This window comes from Bacillus salitolerans (genome assembly GCF_042680805.1).
In the GTDB taxonomy this organism is placed as follows: domain Bacteria; phylum Bacillota; class Bacilli; order Bacillales; family SA4; genus Bacillus_CJ; species Bacillus_CJ salitolerans.
The window spans coordinates 93,826-113,039 of record NZ_JBHUEM010000046.1 but is presented as its reverse complement, the minus strand read 5'-3'; the positions used below and the strand labels follow the sequence as shown (position 1 = coordinate 113,039).

18 protein-coding genes and 1 other annotated feature are annotated in these 19,214 nt (G+C 34.9%); of the genes, 3 read left to right on the top strand and 15 right to left on the bottom strand.

What is annotated here, in order from left to right:
* Positions 1 to 15: 15 nt before the first annotated feature.
* From ACFSCX_RS19635 to ACFSCX_RS19625, 3 genes are all read right to left on the bottom strand, one after another.
* Positions 16 to 267: a hypothetical protein gene (locus tag ACFSCX_RS19635; RefSeq protein ID WP_377929950.1), complete on the bottom strand. Its 252-nt coding sequence runs from the start codon at positions 265 to 267 to the stop codon at positions 16 to 18.
* A gap of 1,586 nt (positions 268 to 1,853) precedes the next feature.
* Positions 1,854 to 2,642 (bottom strand): SDR family NAD(P)-dependent oxidoreductase, encoded by a 789-nt coding sequence (locus ACFSCX_RS19630; RefSeq protein ID WP_377929949.1) that lies wholly within the window; start codon positions 2,640 to 2,642, stop codon positions 1,854 to 1,856.
* Positions 2,642 to 3,619: an MBL fold metallo-hydrolase gene (locus tag ACFSCX_RS19625; RefSeq protein WP_377929948.1), complete on the bottom strand. Its 978-nt coding sequence runs from the start codon at positions 3,617 to 3,619 to the stop codon at positions 2,642 to 2,644. The genes ACFSCX_RS19630 and ACFSCX_RS19625 overlap by 1 nt, the downstream gene beginning before the upstream one ends.
* A gap of 203 nt (positions 3,620 to 3,822) precedes the next feature.
* On the opposite strand from ACFSCX_RS19625, the gene ACFSCX_RS19620 reads away from it, so the two are divergent.
* From ACFSCX_RS19620 to ACFSCX_RS19610, 3 genes are all read left to right on the top strand, one after another.
* Positions 3,823 to 5,469, top strand: coding sequence for an outer membrane protein assembly factor BamB family protein (locus ACFSCX_RS19620; RefSeq protein ID WP_377929947.1), 1,647 nt, complete (start codon positions 3,823 to 3,825; stop codon positions 5,467 to 5,469).
* A gap of 49 nt (positions 5,470 to 5,518) precedes the next feature.
* Positions 5,519 to 5,734: a binding site (T-box leader), on the top strand.
* Between the two features lie 123 nt (positions 5,735 to 5,857).
* The gene (gene proC / locus ACFSCX_RS19615; RefSeq protein WP_377929946.1) at positions 5,858 to 6,688 is read left to right on the top strand and encodes a pyrroline-5-carboxylate reductase; all 831 of its coding nucleotides are present in this window, start codon (positions 5,858 to 5,860) and stop codon (positions 6,686 to 6,688) included.
* Positions 6,689 to 7,179: 491 nt separating this feature from the next.
* Positions 7,180 to 7,632, top strand: coding sequence for a hypothetical protein (locus ACFSCX_RS19610; protein ID WP_377929945.1), 453 nt, complete (start codon positions 7,180 to 7,182; stop codon positions 7,630 to 7,632).
* 220 nt (positions 7,633 to 7,852) lie between these two features.
* Here ACFSCX_RS19610 and ACFSCX_RS19605 read toward each other — a convergent pair whose 3' ends face one another.
* From ACFSCX_RS19605 to ACFSCX_RS19550, 12 genes are all read right to left on the bottom strand, one after another.
* On the bottom strand, positions 7,853 to 8,272 hold the full coding sequence (locus ACFSCX_RS19605) for a hypothetical protein (protein WP_377929944.1): 420 nt from the start codon (positions 8,270 to 8,272) through the stop codon (positions 7,853 to 7,855).
* A gap of 762 nt (positions 8,273 to 9,034) precedes the next feature.
* Positions 9,035 to 9,277: a hypothetical protein gene (locus tag ACFSCX_RS19600; RefSeq protein WP_377929943.1), complete on the bottom strand. Its 243-nt coding sequence runs from the start codon at positions 9,275 to 9,277 to the stop codon at positions 9,035 to 9,037.
* Positions 9,278 to 9,439, bottom strand: a complete 162-nt coding sequence (locus ACFSCX_RS19595) for a YvrJ family protein (RefSeq protein WP_377929942.1) — start codon at positions 9,437 to 9,439, stop codon at positions 9,278 to 9,280. It abuts the gene before it with no gap.
* Positions 9,426 to 10,238 carry a sigma-70 family RNA polymerase sigma factor gene (locus ACFSCX_RS19590; protein WP_377929941.1) on the bottom strand — a complete coding sequence of 271 codons (813 nt, stop codon included), beginning with the start codon at positions 10,236 to 10,238 and terminating at the stop codon, positions 9,426 to 9,428. Before ACFSCX_RS19590 ends, ACFSCX_RS19595 begins: the two co-directional genes overlap by 14 nt.
* A gap of 643 nt (positions 10,239 to 10,881) precedes the next feature.
* Positions 10,882 to 12,498 (bottom strand): M20/M25/M40 family metallo-hydrolase, encoded by a 1,617-nt coding sequence (locus tag ACFSCX_RS19585; protein WP_377929940.1) that lies wholly within the window; start codon positions 12,496 to 12,498, stop codon positions 10,882 to 10,884.
* A gap of 358 nt (positions 12,499 to 12,856) precedes the next feature.
* Positions 12,857 to 13,252, bottom strand: a complete 396-nt coding sequence (locus tag ACFSCX_RS19580; RefSeq protein ID WP_377929939.1) for a hypothetical protein — start codon at positions 13,250 to 13,252, stop codon at positions 12,857 to 12,859.
* 783 nt (positions 13,253 to 14,035) lie between these two features.
* Entirely contained in the window at positions 14,036 to 14,620 is a 585-nt protein-coding gene (locus ACFSCX_RS19575) for a histidine phosphatase family protein (protein ID WP_377929938.1), read from the bottom strand.
* A gap of 193 nt (positions 14,621 to 14,813) precedes the next feature.
* Complete coding sequence (locus ACFSCX_RS19570) at positions 14,814 to 15,167, bottom strand: hypothetical protein (protein WP_377929937.1); 354 nt, start codon at positions 15,165 to 15,167, stop codon at positions 14,814 to 14,816.
* Between the two features lie 398 nt (positions 15,168 to 15,565).
* Positions 15,566 to 16,228, bottom strand: coding sequence for a YdcF family protein (locus tag ACFSCX_RS19565; RefSeq protein WP_377929936.1), 663 nt, complete (start codon positions 16,226 to 16,228; stop codon positions 15,566 to 15,568).
* A 958-nt stretch (positions 16,229 to 17,186) separates the two neighbouring features.
* A complete protein-coding gene (locus ACFSCX_RS19560; protein WP_377929935.1) occupies positions 17,187 to 17,897 on the bottom strand; it encodes an alpha/beta fold hydrolase in 711 nt (236 codons plus the stop codon).
* A gap of 39 nt (positions 17,898 to 17,936) precedes the next feature.
* The gene (locus tag ACFSCX_RS19555; protein WP_377929933.1) at positions 17,937 to 18,440 is read right to left on the bottom strand and encodes a nucleoside deaminase; all 504 of its coding nucleotides are present in this window, start codon (positions 18,438 to 18,440) and stop codon (positions 17,937 to 17,939) included.
* 116 nt (positions 18,441 to 18,556) lie between these two features.
* Positions 18,557 to 18,991 (bottom strand): DUF4279 domain-containing protein, encoded by a 435-nt coding sequence (locus tag ACFSCX_RS19550; RefSeq protein ID WP_377929932.1) that lies wholly within the window; start codon positions 18,989 to 18,991, stop codon positions 18,557 to 18,559.
* Positions 18,992 to 19,214 lie beyond the last annotated feature (223 nt).

Below are 19,214 nucleotides of genomic sequence, written 5' to 3'. Positions count from 1 at the left end.
TCGATAATAGCGGTCTTACTTGTTTTTCTTTACACCAACTAAAGAGATGAGTAAACCAATCGTAGCCATTACGTAACCAAGTTCACGTATATCAAGAGTTGTGTCTAGTACAATGATTCCACCAATTAATGTTACATGCATTCCTAGTAAAATTGTTTTGATTGCTGATTCAATCTTTGAAATCGAAACAAACAAAATATAGCATAGATAAATTGTTGCAGGAATCAATATGATTATCATAAAAAAAGGAAATACGATGGGACTCATAGTTATTCCTCCTAATTTCTGTCTTACTGCTAACATTAGACATGATTACTAATATCAGAAATTCTTTCACTTTACACATGACTTGAATCTGTTAATTTATCGAGTTGCTGGTTATCTCTTTCTTCCCTAATTCATGAAATTTGTCCCTTTTTATCTAAACCTAGGAATATACATAAAAAGGCTACGATTGGAATCAGGAAAAACGGCCAAATAATCGTTCGACCTTCCTACGATTGTGAAAATCCCTTTGAAAGCGTCACCAACTTTACGATTTTACTTACCCCGTTTCACTGTTTACTTACCCCGATTTACTTTTTACTTAACTCGTTTCTCTGTTTACTTACCCCGATTTACTTTTTACTTAACTCGTTTCTCTGTTTACTTACCCCTTTTTACTTTTTACTTACCCCGTTTTCTCTGTTTACTTACCGCGTTTTGTTTTTTACTTACCCCGTTTCTCTGTTTACTTACCCCGTTTTACTTTTTACTTACCTCGTTTCTCTGTTTACTTACCTTGTTTTGTTTTTACTTACCTCGTTTCTCTGTTTACTTACCTTGTTTTGTTTTTACTTACCCCGTTTCTCTGTTTACTTACCTTGTTTTGTTTTTACTTACCCCGTTTCTCTGTTTACTTACCTCGATTTGTTTTTTACTTACCTCGTTTCTCTGTTTACTTACCTTGTTTTGTTTTTACTTACCCCGTTTCTCTGTTTACTTACCCCGTTTTACTTTTTACTTACCTCGTTTCTCTGTTTACTTACCTTGTTTTGTTTTTACTTTACCTCGTTTTAAATTCACTTAACTCTGTACCAGATACTTACCATGCTAATAAAGTATAGCTGCAGTTTTCCTCATTATTACTCTCTTACTCTATTTGTATGCAATTTACATTTGTACACAAGTAAATACGGGTTTTGTAAGATGTTCTGTAAACCTTTTGGGTCCTCAAACATGTTGTCATTTAAATAAGGATCCCCACTACCTTGATTGAAAATGGTTACAGCTAGGATATATTCTTGGTCAAGGAATTGGTTCGTATTCGGATTAGTTTGGGATTGTGATGTAAATCGTGGGAATTACTGTATTTCCATTGGGAACGACGTAATATGAAGCCCTTCTAATTTTGAAAGTGAAATAATCATTTCAGAGCGTTGACTGTCTTGACGCTCCCTTTCTAGAAAAAAAAGTCGGAGTTTAGTATTATTTTCTTCAACATTATAGAAATTTTAATTTATTAGTTGAGTTCTTTCTCCAGCTTTGTAGACTTCGACCCAATATTCCAATTGAGCCACTTCATGATTAACAGGGAGCTTAATATCAAATATTTCATACTTAGAGATTTGACTTGCATGAAGAATTGATTGTTCACCTGATGTTAGACTTGCCTTCTCAATAACGGGTGTCTTTTCGGTTAGAAAATTACATCCAGTAGTTAGCAAGACAAAGATAATTAGTAAACAAAAAGGCTTATATATTACACCTCACCTCTCTCCTAGTAAAGTATATCACACTCACCAAATTTGGTAATTATTACATAAGGTGGAATAAAAAATGTAAGCCCTAGCTAAAAAGGCTTACATTTCCCGCTATTTTTTGGATAGCATCTTTCCTGCTAGCTTTTCTGATATGCCTGGAAAAAGTCGAAAGATTGTACTTGCTATGTTCATCCAGCCCGGTAAGTTAATTTCACGTGTTCTGGTAAACAACGCATCCACAACCTTTGTAGCCACATAGTCAGCATCTAGCATATACCGATCTATATTTTTTACATATCCACCTGATTTATCTGCAATCTGAAAAAAATTCGTGCGAATCGGCCCAGGGTTTACTGCCGTTACATATACATTACTGCCGGCTAGTTCCATCCTTAAACTGTTAGTAAAACCTAATACAGCATGCTTGGTCGCTGAATAGACACTTGACTTTGGCGTTGCCATTTTCCCCGCCTGTGAAGCAATATTTATAATATGTCCCTCGTTTTTTTCGAACATTTGAGGAAGAACCATCTTTGTACATGCCATCAATCCAAACACATTTACTTCAAACATGGATTTCATATCATCTAAACTCATATCGATGACATGATCGAAAATGCCAAAGCCTGCGTTATTAATGAGACCATGTATCGGTCCATTCTGTCTCGTAATGTTAGAAAAAACACGGTCAATCTCCTCTAAATCTTGAACATTTAGTTGAAAATATGGACATTCTACACAATAAGTCTTACTTATATGTTCTGATATGGATTGGAGTTTTTCTTCGGTTCTAGCTAGTAAAATGGGTGTCCCACCTGCTTGTGCAACCTTGTAAGCAATTTGTTCACCAATTCCACCAGAAGCGCCTGTTATCACAATGCGTTTTCCTTTAAGTCTCATCACTTTTCACCTTTAGCATAAAATATCCATGGCGTTTGATCGTTTTCAACTTTAATATAGTCCTCTTCCTCTAAGAAATCCAACTGACCTAACGTTTCGGATAAGGTAAGAGCAATTTCTCTTTTATAGATTTGCGGAAAAAGCTGCTTACAAACCTCTAAAGCTGTCATTGGTTTTTCTTTCAACATTTCTAATACGAGCTCTGCCCTTTTTTCTTGTTTATGTAGCCGCTCCGTGATTAAAGAACTGACATCATCTATATTTTCCCCATGCCCTGAGAACACTATAGAAAGATCTAGATCTTTTATCTTCCTCAGTGAATGATTGTACTGAAGTAAGGTTTTAGGACGCTTGTCTCCTTCCATTGGAGGTTCGAATAAAGGGTTCGAAGATATGTGTTTTATTAATACATCTCCTCCTATTAACAGTCCTTCTCCTTCATGATATAAAGCGATATGGCTCTGGGCATGACCAGGTGTCTCTAGCACAGTCCAACCAGGCAAACCTGGTACGTTATCATTCTCCTTTAATTCATAGGTTAATTGACGCTTACACATATACGCTAGAGGATCCTTTAGTCGCTCAGCTAGCTTTAAAAAGGATTCATCCAACCCTAAATTTATAAATAAGCTATTGTAAAACTCGTCGTGATACTCTAAGAAATCTGGTTCTAACCTTAACCAAGGTTTGTTAAATCGATGACCATATACCGGGAGATGTTCCGGTAACATATCAAGTAAACCTACATGATCAGGGTGATGATGAGTAATAATCACTTGATCTATATCTTCCACTTGGTAGCCTAATTCTCCTAACTGAGTTTTAAATTGTTCATACGCCTCTTCTGTTTTCACGCCTGCATCCACTAACGTTAGTTTCTCAGACTCTACAAGATACACATTCACGTCTCCTACTGCAAAGGGAGTAGGTATGGTTATACAGTGAATTCGATTAACCGCTTGTGCAGAATTCCTCATATCATTCCTCCGAAAATCATTATATTTATATAAGGTATCGCTTTTCTTCAAAATATTTTCGACTTTATTTATATATAATTTTATCTCTATTTTAAACACTTGTCATTATTTTCAAATAATTATTATTTTTTATGTAAAATATACAAATTTTTCCTCTCGCATGAATATACATGTCTTATCATCATGTGAGAGGACGTATAGATTTGAACATAAAATCATTAATAGTTGCCTTACAATTAATGGCATTGCCAATGGGATGTGCTTCTTCTATTCATGTTAATAAAGAAGTAGCAGCTAATACAAATAATACATCTTCAACTCATTCCTATTCTGAACGATCACCGACAACCAAACACCAAATTCCGTCTAATCGGGAGCTGTACATACCTATTATCGAATTACAAAAAACAGCTCCCACGAATATTACATATTCCACTCAAGGAAACCTTATAAGTGAAGTCATTCAAACGTTTCCGCAACAATACACTGATGTTAGTGGGGTACTCACGTTTAGGGGGAATCATTTACGAGACTCCCCTTCTTATGGCAATATTCCTTCAAATCCGTTTGCTCTTCAGGAAAAATGGACCTTTACAACAAGTTCAAGTCCCAAATGGGGCGGTGGTGCAGGCTGGACGGGGCAACCATCAATCATAAAGTGGGATCATGAACTAAAACAAATGATGAATATTAGGAAAGAATTTAAGTCAAATGAACAGTTTGTAGAAGTGATTTATGCATCATTAGACGGTAATGTTTACTTTTTCGATCATGTATCAGGCAAACAAAGCCGCCCACCTATTCAAATAAACAATCCAATTAAAGGGAGTATTTCTCTCGACCCAAGAGGTTATCCGTTATTATATGTGGGTCAAGGTATTCCGCAAACAGGAAATAGTCATATTGGTTTTCGGATTTATAGTTTGCTAGACGGATCTTTATTACATTTCATCAAAGGAACAGATTCCTATGCATACAGGACGTGGGGAGCATTTGATGGGGCACCTCTTATTAATAGAGATACTGATACGATGTTTCTAGGCGGAGAAAATGGACTTTTTTATGCTGTTAAATTAAATACAATTTTTGATAAACAAGGCGGGCATATCTCTATTCAACCTGAAACCCAAAAGTATCGGTACAAAATAGAGAAACAACTCTATCAAGGAATCGAGAATTCTGTCGCTGCCTATAAAAATCTCATTTTCTTTTCTGATAATGAAGGCACATTACAAGCAATCGATATGCTTGATATGAGTCCAGTTTGGGCTCTGCCTCCAACAGATGACACTGACGCATCTATTGTCATTGATATTCAAAATGATACACCGTACTTGTACACAGGTACAGAGGTCGATAAGCAAGGCTCAAAAGGGGACAGTATACTTAGAAAGGTAAACGGATTAACAGGTAAAATTGTATGGCAAATAGAAATTCCTGCTTTAAGCATCTTAGGGGAGAATCCTGTTAACGGTGGGTTACTTGCTACACCCATTATAGGAAAACACGATTTAAAAAATTTAGTGATTTTCACAATCTGCCGATATAAATCACTGAATGCAGGTCTCCTAATAGCACTTGATAAAGAAACTGGTGAGGAAAAATGGCGGTGGGAGATGCCTAATTATGCTTGGTCTTCCCCTGTTGATGTGTACACAAAGGAAAACACTGGCTATATTGTTCAATGTGATTCACAAGGGGGAATCTATTTATTGAAAGGATCATCAGGAAAAATGATCCACTCCATGCAATTTAATGGATTTAATATTGAAGCTTCACCTGCTGTGTATGAAGATACAATCGTTGTAGCCAATAGAGGAGGTCAAATTGGCGCGTTTATCATTAAGTAAAATATATATATTGACAAACCAAGCCGTTTCAGTAGATAATTGGAAAAATATAAAAGCGATGACTGGATCAAGTAAATGATAAACGATACGTTAGAGAATGAAGTCCACCGGCTGAAAGACTTCTTGTCCTCTTTATCATTGAAACCCTACCCATGAGCTGTTAGGAAAACCTAACCGTACTCTTGCGATAAAGGAATTGGAGCTGGGCATTATTTTTCATGCCAAACAAGGTGGTACCGCGAATAATAACCTATTCGTCCTTTTTATAAGGATGAGTAGGTTTTTTATTTTTGCCTCGGTTGAATGGCGATTGATAGTGCTAATGAGAGCTCTAAATAACAAGATCTAGAAATCCTTAGTCTTTAGTGATTAAAAGGAGGAAAACAAAATGGAAAAGAAAATTGCCTTTTTAGGGGCAGGTTCTATGGCAGAAGCTTTAATTAGTGGGTTCATAAAGAACAAAATCGTGAAAACAAGTCAGATTATCGCTTCTAATCGTTCGAATGACAACAGATTAGTTGAGCTAGAAAAGCATTACGGTATAAAGACTACAAAAAGCAAGGAGTTACTGATTCAATCCGCAGATATCGTCTTTCTTGCCATGAAACCAATGGATATAGGTGAAGGATTACAATCCATCAAACCATTCGTCCGTAAAGAACACGTTCTCATATCTTTGCTGGCTGGTGTTTCATCAAAAACCATTCAACATATCCTTGAGCAAGAGATAGCAGTTATAAGAGCGATGCCAAACACATCAGCTTTGATAGGACAGTCCTCAACAGCAATAGCACGAGGAGAGTTTGCATGTGATATGGATGTGAAGAGAGCTAAGGAGTTATTCGAGGCAGTCGGAAACGTCACTGAGGTTTGTGAGACCCAGCTTCATGCTGTTACAGGGTTATCAGGTAGTGGACCAGCCTATATTTATTATATGGTAGAGTCCATGCAGGAAGCAGCAAGTGTTATGGGCCTAGATCAAGCGGTTGCAAGGAGGCTAATTGTACAAACATTAGTCGGTGCAGCGGAGATGTTAAAGCAGACAAATCAAGACGCAATAACTTTACGGAAACATGTCACAAGTAAAGGTGGTACAACAGAAGCTGGAATTCAAACACTTGAGCACTTTCATTATAAAGATGCAATAATTCAGTGCATAAAGGAAGCCACGAAACGATCAATTGAGATGGAGGAACTATATGCCGTTCAGCGAAACTAATCCTAATCCCATGTAGCGGAAGAGAAATCTATAAAAGATGACTCTTCCGTTTAACCACTACAAACTATGGCTACAAAATTTCTCTCCCAGCAGATAATCAAAGGCGAACGAAAACCTTCAATCACTTTTACGGGATAAGTTCTTCATATACTTATATACTCACGCCCACATCAAAATCTCCACTTATCTCATCCAAAAGTTTGTCTTACTATTCCTCCTGACTATACCTCTTTGAAGGGGATTCTATTTAGCAATATCTACATTTCTCAAGACCACTTGGGTAAAGTGAAAGTATTGAATTTTTCTTCTATTATTTATTCACAACGAAACATACTACCGCTTCTTTTCTACGTTTAATTTAGAATATTCCATTGTGAAATAAAGCCAATTTATCAAAACTCAATAATTCTTTTCAATAGTGGTTGTATTTCATTAGACAACTCTCCCTTTATAAAGTGTAAAACAAATAATTAATAAAGGGGAAATTAGACATGGCAAGAACAAGAGAAGGAACGTCAATAACAATTGTATCTATGACTGAGTTGTACAAAATGGAACGAGCACAAAGGGAGATTATGAGGGATGGTATTATTCAACCTGATGACAACAAGTTAGAAAATGGTTTAAGTACATTCGCTTCAGTATTAGGATTCTTCGTCACTAAAGTACCAACACCTGTAGGAGTAGCTCTATCTGCTGTATCACTTGGGTTAAGCATGGTACCTAGCGAAAAAGACATTCTAGAAAGTTTGGATTATAGAGGTAGAGATTGGCTTCGTGAAATGTATGACTTCATGTATGATAACCCACAGTATGATTTAATTGAAATTGAATATCCTTTTTTAGAATATCTTGATGTTAATAGTGATGGCGAGGATATTAAATTTGTTACAGGAATCGGACTTCTAAAACGAGTTCATACTAGTGGCGGATGGATCATGTAACGGAAGAATAAAGGATGCTGGGGTTAACCCCAGCATCCTTTTGATTTAGACAGAATAGATAGAAACCGAAAAAGCAGCACCATTACTATTTTTCGGTTTGTCTGAACACTAAAATACAATTGTTATAATTTGTAATGCAGATGCAATTAATATTAATTTCAAGTTATTCCAAAAAGGGAGTGTCCTTCCTCCAACAAAGGCCTCTTTCAACAATGTATTATTATGGATTTCTCCACTCTCCAGCCTCTTTTACCTTCATGATTTTTCCCTCACCAGCTATAAACTCAATCTCTTTACCTTCAACTACATAAGTCTTTATCAGGAATTCAATTTCAACTTCTTCAAACTCTGGATGATCTTTTAAATAATCGAGGTTAAACCTCAAATTTGTGGTACTTTCGATAATTTCATCAGATATCCAGTTATACTCATTTAATAAAGGTGATGCTGCTAATACTCTTTGCTCTCGCTCAATAAGGTATAACTGCTCATAATCCAATGTCTTTTTAATATGCCCTTCAGACGATTCCACTTTCATCTGTTGGTATGATTCTGTAATTGCTGATAGATTAAATAAGACTACTGTAATTAAAACCATTGAGATAATAACCGAGATCCAAACGAATTTACTTTTGCCCATAAGTCATCCCCCCCTCATTTTACATGATACCAGAATATGACACCTCAACCACTATATTATCAGAAAGTTTAAATATTATATTTTTATATACTTGAAATCAAGAACTAGGAAAGTATGAAATAGGTAAAGTAGACACCTTTCCCCCATCAAATCTATTAGCAAATATATCCTCAATATCCGGCAATGGCATCGAGGAGAGTCACAGGAGGATGATTACCTAACCATACTCAAATTTTAATAGTACACACCTAGCCACTTAGACATCCGAAACAGTTACTCACTTTATTAAGATAGGTATCTGATTGGATTCCATTAAGAAAAACATTTAATGAGATAAGAGGATCTTTAACTTAGGGAAGAACAAAAAGTTCAGGGCGCCCCGTCTAGCCTAAGGCAGAGTAAATGTTCTGTCAAAAAAAGGGTAGTTTTCCCTTTTATTATTCATGACAGGTTATTTGACCTCGAGTAGGATGATATGGCAAAGATCGTCGCCATTTCATCTTGGCTGGGTGCTGGAGCTAGATTCCAAGTCACTAGCCCATTCTCTTGCTGAAAACTTTATACTTTCATAATAATTAATAAAAAGCCACTTAAATACAACTTTAAGCAGCCTTCTATCTCTTTATATAAATTCTTCACAATCTTCATTACATCAATCTCATGATAAAGAGCCTTGGTTTCCACATGCGTCTCTCGATTATTCGAGCCTGGATCATTTCCTTAATGATTAAAGTCAAGAATTCAGCCTAATAGCAGAAAATATTACTTCTTTAATACCTGTTTCTCAAATTCTTCAAAACCGGGTACTTCATCTAATGAGTAGCTGAGCACTTTTTCATAGACTACTAAACTTAGCTCTTGCTTTAAGTCTTCCCTTTCGTCTAAACGAGTTTGCAGAAGTGAATAATTTATCTTTGGTCCCAATTTTTTATAAATCCTCGCAAAAACTTGATCATCTTTTGTCTTTTGAAATTCCATAACGTCTGAGTAGAGTGAAACCGTCACTTAAAATCCCCCCCTTGAATTACTAATATTTTTATTTAGGTCGACAATACTATTTTTTAGCATCTCTATTTTCTTTTCTAATCGGACCAACAAGAAGATTGTGATGACAATAGGAAAACCAAAATTACTTATATTCTCAATCCAAAACTTAGCCTCTTCCATATCCACACCCCCCTTTCATTAATTTCTTTAATTTGTCAATGGCCTTTCTTTTCGATTTAGACACAGCTTGCTGAGATATATTTAGCATTTCTGATATTTCTCTTTCCTTATAGCCTTCGACATAGTAAAAGTTCAGTATATCTTGTTGTAACGCTGATAACGCCTTAAATGATTCAACTAGTAAATCATTCGTTACTGTTTCTTTGAAAGTCTCCTTTTTACTAGTTACTTCACCCTTGGTTGCAATAGAGTCTTTAAGGGTAATCCCATCATCAATAGGTGAATCTAAAATAGCACACTCTTTTTCATTACGTTTCCTTACTTTTTTGTCAAATTGAACGGACTCATAATAAAAATACGTAGTTAGATAAGAAATGAATCGGTATTCAAAAAAATGCTTTCTAAATACATCATCTAGAACAAACGGATAGTTTTTATATGAAAATAGACTTAAAATCAAAAGAAACTGATTATGAATATCATCTAAAAAAGACGAAAATATCCTATTATTTTTGTGATTATTACTACTTTCCAAATAATCAGAGTATTTTTCATTCAATAGAACGAAGTGATCCATCTTCATTTTTGTATTTTTCTTTTTTAGTTCCACCTCAACCTCTTTCAGCTCCTTCATGATTTGAATAGCCAAATCTTCCAGTTCAGATGCAATAAACACAGGCCTCTCTTTACTAATTTCATACGGAATTAATATTTTTCGTGAATAATACAAAGAAACGTCTATCAGTTTTTCAGTTGGAAGATCAGGATACTTAAAAGAACCTTTAACTTCATAAAACATGCCATCCCCCTCCAGATGCGAATATATGTTCCCATTTTAATATATAAAGGGGGTGATTTCACTAGTAATACAACCAGTTTTTTTATTTTTTTAGTAATTCTGCAAAATAAATCGGTAGATTTCGCTCACTATTTTTCTTCCTTCTTATCCCTTTCTATGAAAAAACAAAACACCTGTCTACAGAAGGGGAAAAATGTATCTGATGATAAAGGGTTAGTTAGGTATTAGGTTTTGATTGTTGCGATTATTTTTATGTTCTATGGGGAAACAAGATAGTAAAGAGTTGTTAACTGACGCACTTTATTGATGATTTTTATGTGCTAGAAAGGGCATCATGTTGATCCATGCTAATACATGGATATGTGGGTTGTGGGTCATTACATACAGAGAAGGAGGAAAGATTTAAAGGTCTATAACCTTATTAAAGAAAAAGATCCTATATATATATATCTTCACCTAAAAAAAGTGGTGATGAAAGATACTTAAATCATATTTCACCACCAAATGGCACCTAGTTAACAGGAGAAGGAAGGTAATTTCAGGGGATGCTATTGCTTCCACAATCGCGTCTATAAAGAAGCCACTTCATTAGTTAAAAATCTAATATAGCTTAATAAAAACGACTCCCCTTACCATCGTCTTTTTAATGATTAACTAATTGTTTAATCGTATAAGATATTAAATCGGGGAAAACCTCGAAGCTTATTGGTACGTGAAGTCGTTCTGTCCATTGGTGTGGATCACGTCCAAATGGTCCTACGTTAATAACAGGTACTTGAAGCTCGGCTAAATCATCGATAGGAAAATGGTATCCCTTCTCATATAAAGGCATATTGTTCAGTAACGAGCCTAATTGATCCTTCGAAGCCTTCACTCCGATATAGCTTAAATCAGACAAACCAGAGAAATAATGCAAAGGTTTCAGTTCAATATTATACTGGGATCTAGCATAATCTATTAATTTGGTTTTCGTAGTAATGATGATATCCTCGTCACTGGATTGTACCGCTGGGTAGAATGGAGGGCTATAGAATAACACAATCATTGGAGCGTACTCCTTACATAAGGAGGCTAGGTCTTGAACAAGCTTTGTAGAAAAGTCACGATCCCCCATTTGAGCCCTGTTGGCCGTTATATAATTTTGCCTTCTTACTATTTCCTCTTCTCCCAATTTTTGAATAGCAAGCTTATATAACTGCTCATAAGTAAAGACATTAACGTTTACGTTAGGTTCTTGAAAGCTTTCTAATTGTTGATATTTCTGAATTTGATTTTTATAGTGATCCTCAATATTCTTAGCTGAAAGCTTCATCTGTTCAAATAATAATTCAGTTATTTCATTTAATGGTCGCTTCATCGATAACACATTGAATAATGTAACAGCAGAATGAGGAATTTGAACGGAATACTCAACTTTTAAATCCTTTTGCATTAAATTTGTCGGAGGTGGAGTAATTTCCCCTTCAACCTCTTCACAAAATTCAGTATTTAATTCTAGTATTTTTGAGACCTCTGATACCATTAAATTAGCATTTAATCCTGAAAAAGGTTCGCCAACATGTGTCTCTTTACCGTAGCAAAAAAATCCTGGTAGTACCTTACCAATTGAGCCTGTGTAAATATAGAAATTTTGGTCCCCAGGGAATTTAGAAAACATGGGCTCAGAGTTTAAACACGCTTTGTAGGTTAGATTATGCTTCTCGGCTAGTTCAACGAGTTTCGGGACAGCTCCAATCATCCCGGCTGAATTTGCTTCTTCATCTGGTACAGTTAATAATAAAAGGTTCCCTTTAATTTCACCTTGAATCGCCCTTTCAAGCATGGACATTTGAAGGGCTATTCCCGCTTTCATATCCATTGTGCCTCTACCAAATAACCAATCTCCACTTTCGATATCCTTTTGAATAGCAGGTGGTAATAACTGCTTATTTTCTGTGAAAACAGCCGTCAATTCCTCAGGTCTAAATGCAAGGTTCTTCCATCCGCCATAATCCTCTACCTCTACTACATCGAAGTGGCTCATCAATACAACTGTATCTGCCATATCCCTCTTTTTTACAAGTGCAGTTAAAAATAAACGGCCGTCAGGAATAGGGTGTAGCTGCAACAAATCTGGATGTTCTTGAAAATATGGTAGTTGCTGAAGCTGCAGTTTTATATATTCTGCCATGGAAATTTCTTGCTCAGATCCTGTAATACTCGGGTGCTCAACTAATTTTGATAGTAAGGAGACTAATTGTTCTTTCGTTTGCCATATCATAGAGAAACCCCTTTCCAAACATACCAATTGAGATTTTTTTGCCGGTATTACTTCTTTCCATAAATTATAACGTTTTTTGATTATTTTCATCTTCTCTTTTTCTTATTACATACCCTATCATTAAAAATATAATCCTTAATCCCATCGTTCCAATGGATAAAGCAAGGGAAAAAAAGAGAAGGATAAAAATATAATAAGTTAGATTTAATATCTAGACTATAATTTCTGTATAATAGGGGACAACCCTAGTTAATTCCTACTTTAGTTATACAGACCATTAGCGAACATAAACAAATAAATGCTTTCTTCGTAGCACTATATATAGTTTTCTATACATTGCTGATAGCCTATTGCCGATTTACTTTACTAAGGTACCTTTATCACTGAATATATTATTCATCTCATCTGGAACTAAAATTACATCCTCTATTTCATATTCATTATCCTTGTTTAATGGTGTAAGCCTCACTAACAACATTTTCCCATTTTCGAATGTAATAACTTCATATCTTTTTAGATTAAAACCTGCTGTAGTTATATCCTGTAGTTCTTTAAAGTCTCTCCTTGAGATACTACCCTTTCTCCCATCAGAAAACAGTGAGTTAAAAGTTTCGTAATCATCATTATCAATAGCTAATTTCATTAACCAGGCAGTATTATCCGGGCTATCTGGTTGAACAAACTTAGTACTATTACAACCCATTAAGATCCAGAAAATCACGATAATAGTTACATACTTCATTTTTATTTTCATTTCTACCTCCTTAATATTGCCTTAAAGACTTATAGTTTCCTATTCAAATATTTTGACCATCTATCCTAACTTCATTTACAAATCTTAATGTTTTTCTTCTTCTTGATCAAAAAACACCTATAAAACAACCATCCTATTGCTGATTAATTAATTAAAAAGGGTGCCCACCTATAAGTTAGGTCTTCGTGTCATCCTCATCAATTTGTTAAACAACTTGAAGAATAATTTTCGCTTGAGACAAACACCTTTCACATAATTATTGCACCGACTTCTGCAATAAGGGTATGAGTGTTTATTATATCTTTTAATTGTTTCTGATTTTTGTCTTGAACTCCTCAGACTCCCTCTCTACAGTCTACCATTTCGCTTATGCTTATAGGCTTTCTCTTTCCTATATTAGGATAAAGTAGGGTCTCCCCAGTACCGTTAACTACTTTCTATACATGTCCTCTACATACCCCGGTGTTGTTCCAAGTTCCATACACCTTCCTTGGTCTTCGCCCTTTATCGCAAGGCTCGACTTCTCTTTGTCCTGTTTACAGGTTACCCTTGGCGAGATGGCAGGATTCACTTTATGTTACAACCTGTAAAAATTTGCATTACAGGGCTTCAACCTTAGGATTATTCCAGCAGTTGCCTGTTAGCTACTAAGCGACTTGGTTCTTACCTAGACTGGACTTTCACCAGTTAGCAATGAACGACTTGCCTTGGCACGTCAATAACATTAGGTACTAATCCTTTCTAGACCAGTACCCATCTTAAACCACTTTTGCCTCTTTTTGTTTAAGTACAAGTTAGGTCACGATACCATAGTCTTTCAACTTTTATTAGGTCCTGATTTATAAACTCCAATTTATATATGTCTGGTTTAGATGTACTTAATAAAAAATCTAAATCGTATGATTTGTCATAATAATTTATCATCAAAGTCATAACAACGCCATGTGTTCCTATAACTACTCTTCGTCCACGGTAGGTAACTAATAACTCCTTCAAAACATTTATTGCTCGTTCTTGACAAGCTATATTAGACTCTGCTCCTTTTAAAGCGAACTTTGGATCAGAGAATGACTTTTCTAGTATGGAGAATAATTCCTTATCACTTATTCTGTTAGTTTTAGAAGAAAAAACCCTTTCTTTAAGGTCTTCATAAACCAATACATCTTGTCCTAATTCATCAGCTAACTTCTCAACCGTTAGGATTGAACGTATGTATGGACTGGATACAACAGCGTTAATCCCCTCCATTTTTAAAAGATCAGCAACTCGAATAGCTTCTGATTTTCCTGATTCAGTTAACCCTCTGGTTCTTTCATCTCCAACTTTCGGTGAGTCACCATGTCTCACCATATATATAAACGTATTCATAGTACCCCCAGCTTACTGGCAATTAGATTCTAAAAAGAACCCTACTATTTTCACAAAATTAGTAAGGTTCTCTTTATAATTATTCTACGCTAGGAAAAGTTATCCTTCTTCCACTATACTGCTTCTATTCTTGAATAAGAAACGCCAGTCTCTTTCCCTGAAGATTAGACCTCTTAACACAATAAGCCTTATCCTATTTATTTACGATTTCTCCAATTTCTGTATTCATCAAATCAATTACTTCAATTACTTTCATAATTTCTTCTTTTGTATTTATACCTTCTACACCAACTGGTTCCTTGCCATAAAACAATTCTGATAATTGCACATTTTGTTTCTTTATGACATTGCCAATAAAATGGATTTCATTTTCATCGGAGATTTTCCCTTCATTAATCTCATCCAGAATTTCTTCTATTTTCCATATATAATGTTCATATATTAACATTCCATTAAGGCTTGTAGGATTTAAATAATATGATAAATTCATTCCAGTTTTATTAAGCGCTCTAATATCTTTATCTAATGAATGTGTAAATAAGTCCATCTCTTGTTCATTGAATCCATCATCATATTTGTTTAATGTATCTGCAATACCATTTAATTCCTTTGTTAAATAGGTGAAATTCTTAAAAACTATGTGATCCTTGATACTATTTAAATCTTTTTGATTGGTTTTTCTCTTTATTCCACTGAAAAATAAAAAATGAGCATAATGCTATTAAGATTACAATTACGAATAAAAGTATTTTTTGATTTAGATTTTCCACAATTTCCTTCTCTCCCTTAAAAAATACTACCATAAATGTCCAAATCTTTGTAAACTAAACGACCCTAAAAAAAAAAGGATCGCTTCGGCTGACCCTTCTTTTTTATTCAACATTTGACCCCTTACTTTAAGTACATCGTCTCACAAACTTTCACCTTGGTTGAACTATTTAAGTACTAGGATGAAAATTCTTCAAGACCCTCAACTTCCTTTTCAAGAGGGAATATATGCCCCATTTTGCCATAATGAAGAATTCGTAAATATTCACCAAAAACCCTTGCTCTTCCAATTTCAGTTTTCATCCAATCGTCCCTTGATACTGTATGCCCTTGATAATGGGCATTAAATCCAAATGATACATAGCTTATATTATTTGGAATATGTTGTACCAAGGTTCGATATTGTCTTCCACATGCGTGATTTTTACATACAAACAATAAACTTTTAATTGAAGAAAAATCAAAAACTTCTTTAGCAAAGAGTACGTTTTCCAACGTGTTTCGAGACTTATTTTCAAAAACAATAGAATCCCGCTTTATACCATTTTCCAACAGTTTACAAATAATTACATTAGCCTCTGATTCATTTTGATCTTTCCAATGTGGATGTTTAACACCTGTGGGACTAACTCCTCCTGTGACAATTAACTTTTGACTATACCCCTTTTTATAAGCTTCAATCGCTTTTTCCCAATGACCTGGATGGGTACCTGCAAAAACAAAGATAGCGTCACAATATGTTGGTTCAACTTCTGGTAAAAATACTATATTTGTTAATTCTTCTATCTGACGGGAATTTAAATCAGGAACTTTCATTTCTTTTGGAATTAATGGTTTCATTGTTCTCCTCCTAAAATCTAATAAAACCTTCATAAAGATAGGTAAGGGTTTGAGGTTATCGCTCCCTTTTCCCCTAGTTCACACCTTACATGAAACTCTCGAATCATACGGCGTTCCACCTAATCCATTTCGATTTAATCCTCAACAATTTGATAGTATAATACCTTCCATGTCTCAATTCTTTCATTTCAATAAGTCGGTGGTGTCTCCCGTAGCAATTGAACCCCTATCAGTCTCACTAGAACCTTATTAACCGATAAAGATTTGCCTTCATGATTAAATGATTCTTCTTTAGTCTAGTGACTATCCCTCCATGTGGATTAAACATTTCAATGTACTTACCACCACGTTCACTGATATTATGGCAGGTTATCCAGCAACTAGTATCATTAATGTTTTCCTCGCCAACGCTTCTTTGGAAGTAAGCTCTCCACGTTAACAGCTTACAAAGTTGAATTATATCTAGTAAAGAATGAACTTAGGTGTTTCCGGTAAGCCTGTTAGTTTTCATACGCCTGTAACGTATCATGGATTTAATATTAGCTATTCTTTCTCTTCCACATCTAACCTCACAATTTGGTGATATACACATTTCTATGTATCGCAGGTATAGACCCGTACATTCTGAAGTTCGTCAGCATTACCTTTTATTGTAGGTTTATCCACATTCTCACCATATTCATTCAAATCACGCACCATGAATTACACCACTCCATCGAGTAGGTTTTCGTCAGTAGGACTTGTACGGTAATTTCTAATACCTTTTCGCGCCTATAACACTATTCTTATTAAATTTTAGTGTTATTGGACTATGAGAGAGCCCTTTAGAGTGATACCTCTTCATTTGATTTTCCATATATCCCTAAATCCAAAGGAATTGGCTAGTCTTTCCCGAAGGATGTGACAATTCTTCAATTAAACTAGAGAACATTTCAAACAAGAAGTGCCCCTGTAAAATTCAAGAATATCTCACTATGAACTCTTCTAAAATATTCGTATATATCTCTGGCTGTTCAGAATGTACTAAATGTGATGCAAAAGGAATTATTGAAACATGTACTTGTTTATTCATTTCAGGATACATACTTGCTCCTGCTGTTTCATATTTATTTCCTTCACCTACCATAAAAAGTATTGGGGAGGATATAGTCTTTATATCTCTAGTTTCATTGAATGGATACCAACTCTCGTCTTCGCACATATAAATGAACTGCTTCCAATCTGATGAATGTAAAGTATCAAAATATTGTACTGCTTGTTCATTCTTTAGAAACTCTCTTTGTTGTTCAATTTGTAATTTATTCATTTCACTCCAATTGCTGGGCTTTTTAGCAAATATCCCAGAAAGAGTTAAGGTTGTAATCCGATTTTGAAACATTTTTGCAAATTTAAGACCCACTAATGCTCCTAATGAACAGCCTACAAGGTGCACACGGTCTAGTTTATATTTATCTAGTGTTTCTGCTAAATCGGAAGCACAATCTTCAAAGTAATTTGAAAAATCATTTTCAATCGATTTACCATGACCTCTTAAATCTAGAACAATCACTTTAAACTTTTTCTTGAAATAATCTCTTTGATATTCAAAGTCTGTTAAACCAGTTTGTAACCCAGTATGAAGAAATAAAATAGGTTCCCCTTCACCAAATATCTCTGTGTGTAATATCAATTTACACCCCCCTTTATTCGAATAGTAGTTGAATAACAATTATTTGTTTAGAGCATTTCGTAAATTCACAACGTTATTTGGGTTTGTTGCCCATTTTTCCATTAGTTCTTCTTGTCTTTTTTTCAAGTCCTCAAACGGTTCCTCAATTAGTTCAACTTCATTAAATCTTTCGTCAAAAACATTAGTTGCTTTTATTTTTCTGTAACCACCAAAGCCTAAATCATCGTTTAAAAGCCAAACAACTTTTTTTATGTTTGCAAACAATATACCACCTGTACACATTGGACAGGGCTCTAATGAAGTATATATTGTAAATTTCTCTCGTATAACTTTCGCATTTAATATTGCTTCACCAGCATTTCTTATAGCATCAATTTCTGCGTGGGCTGTTGCATCTTGTTGTGGATGAACTCTATTTCTCCCTTTGGCAATTAACTTATATTTTTCATCAACGATAACCGCACCTATTGGATATGTATTCTCCTCTAATGCTTTTTCAGCTTCTATAAGTGCCATCTCTAAATAATATCTATCCAAATTCATAGTTTCGCCCTTCCCTATAATGCTTTTTTCAATAGATATTCCTTAATTCAACAAAAAAGTGTATTTCTCCTCCATTAAGAAATGCACCCGTTACTTGAATAAGGTTTGTTCTTCCTTTATTCGTTATATTCCTTATAAGGGTTTGCATATAAATCTATAACAAATTCAGCTTCAATATTTGATGCAAAGTTAATAATATCTCTATCCAAATATAAGCCTGGAGTATTTCCTTCTTCTATTTCCACGACGATAAAGAACTTACACTCAACAGAATAAATCTTTTTTATCTCACTAATTATTGATACCTTATTTCGAAGTTGGGTTATAATTTGTTGTAATTGTTCATTTACATCAAGAGATTCTTGGTAACCAGTATCTAAATCCCAAGAAGTTTCTTTTCTAAACAGAGTCGTTGAACGATTGGGAATTACATCTCCTTTTCTATAAGTATGAGAAGGTGTAATCCCTAATTTTTCAGTCACATAATCTAAGGGAAATGTATCACCAAATAGACTAAAATAAACTCTTACCTTTGTTCTATCCACAGTCATACCTCCGAAAATATTAGTCCTCTAACAAATATTCTTATTGTAATAAATGCTCCAATAGGGAAAGAGCGTATCTGCTTGTCGTAGATACGCCCCCTCGTATATTATGATTAACCAGATTTTTTCTGGGTTTAAACATTGTACTCATTGTATAATGTATTTTAAATCAGGTAGAAGTTGTCGCTCGGCCCCCTTAAAGCTATGTCTTCGTGCTAAAGACTGACAC